This window comes from Pauljensenia sp. C0254C2, from assembly GCF_056583835.1.
In genome coordinates, this window is the sequence record NZ_JBWPJO010000004.1 from 197111 (window position 1) to 203110 (window position 6000).

A 6000-nucleotide genomic window follows, 5' to 3' on the forward strand; every position below is an offset into this window, starting at 1 on the left:
TTCGCCGCTCAACGTGCGGGGCGACAAGAGCCGTGTCATACTTCCTGCGAACGCCACGGTTGAGCAGTGTCACCCCCGATACACGAAGGCAGATCCCCCGAACTGCCAGGCCCCGTGGCGTTCCTTCGTAGGAGCTTTGCGCGCTACAGCGCATGCGCGCGATTGTTGACGTGTCACACACTGTAACCTAGTTCCACACGATCTGGACTGATTCGGGGTTAAAGGTCTTGCTTCCGCGCACGCCACGGCGCAGGCGCACCTGGCACAGGGTGTTGATGACTCGACGCTGCACGGCAAGCTCTGCGTTGTCGAAGGCGTCCACGGGCGAGGCGTAGCCGGTTGTGTCGAGCAGCGCCGATGCGCCAGCAAGACGGGCACGGCGCGTTTCGAGTTTCTCGATCTGCGGCTCATAACGGTTTCGCGCGCGCTTGAGGTCACGGGCCTCGATAAGCTCCTCGTCGTAGTCAGCCTGGACGCGGGCAAGCTTTGCGCGAAGCTCAGCGAGTTCGTCGTCGATGGCGTTGACCTCGTCGTCGTCCGCAGTTGGCAGCAGGTCCGCCAGGTCGTCACGGCCAAGGCGGGCGCGGATCACGGCGAGCACAAAATCATCGACGCTATGCGTGCGCACTAAGCCACAGGCGGCGCAGCGGTAGCGGTCGGCATGTGTGCGCACGGGGTTGCCACACTCATCGCAGACATACAGACCCGAGCCGAGATGGCGGCGAGTGTTCCGGCGCTCCTTGTTGGTCAGCCGGTCGGGATCATCGAGCACGTTTTGCACACGCCACCACAGATCTGGTGTGACGATCGGCTCCCACTGCCCTTTCACCGGCTCGCCGGTATAGGGGTCGCGGACGATATGCGTTACACGGCGGTATTTGTTCTTCACGCCTTTGCGCTCGGCCTTCTTATAGGTGGAGTAGCCGGCATACACGGGGTTGCGCAGGATCGAGTGCAACGACGTATACGCCCACGGCTGCGCGTCGGGAACCGGCTTTTCTTCCTGGCCAGCAGCGCGGCGGCGTGCGTTGCGCTCTGTGACCACGGTGTGCATATGGCGCGGCGTGGTCGGGATATCCGGCAAGCCCGGCTGATCGACCCCAGATAAAGCGCGTGCGATGTCGCGCATGGAGTTGCCCCGCTCGACAGCGCGGAACATCCCGAGCACGGCGGCGGCTTCGGATGGGATGATCTCGCCGGTGGAGGTGTAGCCGATTGGGCGGACACCGCCGGAGTACCAGCGGCCCTGCTCGGCGCGCTGCTGTTGCGCACGGGATTGGCGCATGCTCTTCCGCTCGATCTCGCCGCGTGCCACGGCTGCTTTAATACGCGCGTACATTCTGCCGCCGTCGGTGGCAAGGTCAGCATCACCGTTCGCGGTGACGAGTTTCAGCCCCTGCTCCTCTGCCCTGTCGATCCACTCTTCGAGCTGCCAGGGCTGCCGCGTGAGGCGGTCGAGGTCCCAGCAAATGATTGCGTCGATCTCGCCGCGCTCAAAGGACGCCACCATGGCGTCGTAGTCGGGGCGGTCCACGTCCTTCTTCGACGCGGAGATCGACTGATCGACGTAGGTATGCACGACGTCCCAGCCACGTTGCTCGGCAAGGGCTTCGCAGTCCTGACGCTGCCGGTCGATGGCGAGGCCGTCCATGGCAGCATCGAGCGAGATACGGAGGTAAATAGCAGCACGTGTTGTCATGCCGCTAACACTAGCGCGCCTCAGGTTACATTGAAACGAAACTCCACCACGTCACCGTCCTGCATGACGTAGTCTTTGCCTTCCATACGCACCCGCCCGTGAGCGCGCGCCTCCGCCATCGAGCCCAGTTCAACCAGCTCGTCGTAGCTAACGACCTCGGCTTTAATGAAACCTTTCTGGAAGTCGGTGTGGATGACGCCGGCAGCTTCGGGGGCGGTATCTCCCTGGTGAATCGTCCATGCCCGTGATTCCTTGTCACCAGCGGTGAGGAATGTTTGCAGTCCGAGGGTGCTAAATCCCACGCGCGCCAGCTGATCCAAGCCAGATTCTGCTTGCCCTGACTCTTCGAGCATTTCGCGGGCGTCATCCTCGTCAAGTTCAATGAGTTCGGACTCGAATTGGGCGTCCAGGAAAATGGCGTCAGCGGGTGCGACGAGGGCGCGCAGTTCATCCTGCTTGGCGCGATCTGCCATCCCCTCGGAATCCATATTGAAGACATAGATGAACGGTTTCGCCGTCATCAGCTGGAACGATTTAAGGGCATCCTGGTCGAGCGCTGCTCCCTCGGGCCCGGATAGTACGGTGCCTTGTTCAAGAAGTTCGAGGGCGGCTTTCGCCGTCGCCAGAACTGCCGGATCTGTTTTCTTACCCTTGACCTCTTTGTCGAGGCGAGGGATTTGCTTTTCAAGGGTCTGAATATCAGCAAGGATCAGTTCTGTTGAGATGGTCTCAATGTCACTGGCCGGATCAACTTTGCCTTCGACGTGGACAACGTCGGGGTCGTCGAATGCGCGTGTGACCTGGCAGATTGCGTCTGCCTCGCGAATGTTGGCAAGAAACTGGTTGCCCAGGCCTTCGCCTTCAGAGGCGCCACGCACGATGCCCGCAATATCAACGAATGAGACGGTGGCGTGAATGATCTTTTCTGAGTTGAACATTTTTGCTAGAACGTCCAGACGAGGATCAGGCAGCGGTACCACTCCCACGTTTGGTTCGATCGTGGCGAAGGGGTAGTTCGCTGCGAGCGCTGATGCGCGCGTCAGGGCGTTAAAGAGGGTCGACTTGCCGACGTTGGGCAGTCCCGCAATTCCAATAGTCAAAGACACGTGCCCTATTGTAGGCATTCCTGTGCGCGTATGCGGAAAGCCGTGTCCTGCGCCTCATTCATGTGTGTGCCGAGTGGTCGCGTGCAAGCGACCACTCGGCACACAGCAGAAAATTCGCGCAGATATCTTGTGGTGAGTCAGCAGCGTCTCGCGCCTTCGTTGCACCGGGCGTCACCGTCAATGCGTGTGGTTCGCACCTGACTGCCGCGGCGCGTGCGGGCGCGCATCGATCAGCCCCGACTTCTTGAGCTCCATACGCAAATTACGCGGCAATGCAAACGTTGTCGTCTCGGTTTCGGTGCGCACTTGCTCAACGTGCGTCAAGCCGCGTTCTTTCAGCCACGCGATGACGTCTCGCACCAACACTTCCGGCACGGACGCACCCGATGTGACACCAACCGTCTGAGCACCTTCAAACCATTCTTCGCGCAGCTCACTTGCTCGGTCAACACGATGAGCTGAACCGGCACCGGCATCCAGCGCAACTTCCAGCAGCCGCACAGAATTCGACGAATTCGCCGATCCCACCACGATCATGACATCAACGTCAGGCGCAATCGACTTCACTGCAACTTGCCGGTTTTGCGTCGCATAGCAAATATCGTCACTGGGAGGATCCGTCAGCTCCGGGAATCGTTCACGCAGCCGGTCAACCGTCTGCCGCGTCTCGTCAACAGAGAGCGTGGTCTGCGAAATCCATACCACGCGCGAGGGGTCACGCACCGTCACCGAGTCAACCTCGTCAGGCGATCCAACGACCTGAATATGGTCGGGAGCCTCACCAAACGTCCCCTCGACTTCCTCGTGCCCCTGATGGCCCACCAGGATAATGTCATAGTCTTCGCGCGCAAAACGCACCGCTTCGCGATGCACTTTCGTCACGAGCGGGCACGTCGCATCGATAGTGGCGAGGTGACGCTCCTGCGCTGCGGCCACCACCTGCGGTGACACTCCGTGCGCGGAAAACACGACCCGAGCTCCCTCGGGAACTTCGTCGACTTCCTGCACGAAAATCGCGCCGCGCTCAGACAGAGTTTCCACCACGTATTTATTGTGAACGATCTCTTTGCGCACGTAGATAGGCGGCCCGTACAGTTCGAGCGCTTTCTCCACGACGTCGACCGCTCTGTCCACGCCCGCACAGTACCCACGCGGCGCAGCGACGAGCACGCGCCCGCCTTCAGGCGTCTGGTCCTGGCCTGATCCGGCCCCACCATCATCTTGCGGCGGCCGTGGGAACGAGGGCGACGGAAGCGACACGGGAGATGCGCGATGCGCAGCGGCGTCCTGATTCATACGTCCAATCTAACGTCTATGACACCTATTGACATCCTCAGCGTAATGAATCCCACGTCACGGCAGCGCTCCACCGTCCGCATCGTCGTGTGATGTGACATCCTTGGATCGTGTCATTTTCACAGCCTCCGCATATGCCAGATGGACGCCAGCCCGGAAGCGGCCGGCCACCCTCGTCAATGAACGCGGGCCAGCCCGGTGCGCGCACGCTCGCCCCCAAGGCAGCGATGACGACGAGGGAGAACCCATGGCCTCTGCGACTGCTTACTGAGAACATCAAGACCTATGTCGAAAAGATGTCGACACTGTGGGTTGAAGGCCAGATCGTGGAATACAAGCCGCGACCTGGCACTCGTATGGCGTTTTTCGTGCTGCGTGACGTGCAAGCGGATACATCCATGACTGTGACCGCGTTCCCTTCGGTACTGGACCGCACCGGCCCGGGCTTTGAAGAAGGGGCGCGCGTGGTGATTCGTGCGACTCCTGTGTTTTGGGAGAAGCGCGGGACGCTCAATCTGCGGGCTGAGGAGATCCATCTGCAGGGACTGGGCGATTTGCTCGCGCAGATTGAGATGCTGCGCCGCAAGCTTTCGGCCGAGGGCCTGTTTGCTCCCGAACGCAAAGTCCCGCTGCCGTTCGCCCCGAAGGTGATTGGTTTGGTGTGTGGCCGCAACGCCAAGGCAAAAGATGACGTCGTGGTCAACGCGAGCGCGCGCTGGCCTGCGATCGGCTTTGAGATTCGTGAAGTTGCTGTTCAGGGCGTGCACGCGGTGCGGGAGGTGTGCGCGGCGATGACTGAGCTGGACGGGCTGAGCCATGTTGATGTCATCGTAGTGGCCCGTGGTGGCGGCTCGGTCGAGGACCTTTTGCCGTTTTCTGATGAGACGATGGTGCGTACTGCGGCAACGATTCGTAAACCGCTTGTTTCAGCCATTGGGCACGAGGCCGACGCTCCTCTGCTGGATCTGGTTGCTGATTTTCGTGCGTCCACGCCGACGGATGCGGCCCGCCGTGTCGTGCCGGATTTGGCGCAGGAGACTGCTGGGCTGACTCAGGCCGCCTCGCGCATGCGTTCTGCGGTTGCGCGCGTGGTGGGCAGGGAGCGCGAGCGTCTCTCGTTGGTCACGTCGCGTCCAGTGATGGTCGAGCCAAGGGCGATTGTCGAGCGCCACGTGCAGGTTGTGGACGGTTTGCGCGGCCGTCTGTCAGTGGCGCTGTCGCGAATGCTGTCCCGCGAGCAAACGGGGTTGGCTCGAGCGATCGGCACGTTGAGGGCTCTGTCCCCTCAGGCAACGTTGGATCGCGGGTATGCCCTGTTGCGCACGCCGGGTGGAGATCTGATTCGCTCCACTGATCAGATAGCGAAAGGCGATTTACTTGAGGGCGTCTTAGCGTCGGGCCGACTGGTCGCTCAAGTGTTCGGCTTCACTCCTGCTACCTCGGATACCTCCGCATCAGAAGATGATCCCCTCGCCAATTAATGCGCAAAGCTTTGTTCATTGTGCCGAGTGGTCGCGTGCACGCGACCACTCGGCACACACAAGAAAACTGGGAAGGAAAAGTTTATGAGCCAGAATGGCACCTCACCTGTGGAGAACCGGCCGGATGCCTCCACTATGGGATACGAGCAGGCACGCGATGAACTCGTTGAGATCGTCGGTGTTCTTGAATCAGGCAAGGCTCCCCTCGAAGCAACCCTTCAGCTGTGGGAGCGAGGTGAAGCTCTCGCCACGCGCTGCCGCACGATCCTGGACCAGGCTCAATCCCGCCTTGAACAGGCAGACGCCTCAGACCAGCCACACGACGATGCGAGCGGCTCATCTGAACAAGCAGACGGCGCTTTCAGGTAGGCGACCACTCGCGGTCACGTCGCCTCTAGCACCGCCCGAGCGCACACCG

5 protein-coding genes are annotated in these 6000 nt (G+C 61.0%); 2 read left to right on the forward strand and 3 right to left on the reverse strand.

The features are described 5' to 3' along the window. Window positions 1–187: 187 nt before the first annotated feature. The 3 genes from AC1DA5_RS04895 to AC1DA5_RS04905 all read right to left on the reverse strand — a co-directional run bounded on the left by AC1DA5_RS04895 (window position 188) and on the right by AC1DA5_RS04905 (window position 4101). Window positions 188–1699: a recombinase family protein gene (locus tag AC1DA5_RS04895; protein ID WP_480289429.1), complete on the reverse strand. Its 1512-nt coding sequence runs from the start codon at window positions 1697–1699 to the stop codon at window positions 188–190. Window positions 1700–1719: 20 nt separating this feature from the next. Further along, entirely contained in the window at window positions 1720–2805 is a 1086-nt protein-coding gene (ychF, locus tag AC1DA5_RS04900; RefSeq protein WP_480289430.1) for a redox-regulated ATPase YchF, read from the reverse strand. Window positions 2806–2982: 177 nt separating this feature from the next. Continuing rightward, a complete protein-coding gene (locus AC1DA5_RS04905; protein WP_082628558.1) occupies window positions 2983–4101 on the reverse strand; it encodes a 4-hydroxy-3-methylbut-2-enyl diphosphate reductase in 1119 nt (372 codons plus the stop codon). 179 nt (window positions 4102–4280) lie between these two features. Here AC1DA5_RS04905 and xseA point away from each other — a divergent pair, with 179 nt between their 5' ends. Together xseA and AC1DA5_RS04915 are read left to right on the forward strand one after the other, a co-directional pair. Further along, window positions 4281–5582 carry an exodeoxyribonuclease VII large subunit gene (gene xseA, locus AC1DA5_RS04910; protein WP_092648736.1) on the forward strand — a complete coding sequence of 434 codons (1302 nt, stop codon included), beginning with the start codon at window positions 4281–4283 and terminating at the stop codon, window positions 5580–5582. An 84-nt stretch (window positions 5583–5666) separates the two neighbouring features. Next, a complete protein-coding gene (locus AC1DA5_RS04915) occupies window positions 5667–5951 on the forward strand; it encodes an exodeoxyribonuclease VII small subunit (RefSeq protein WP_058237076.1) in 285 nt (94 codons plus the stop codon). Window positions 5952–6000 lie beyond the last annotated feature (49 nt).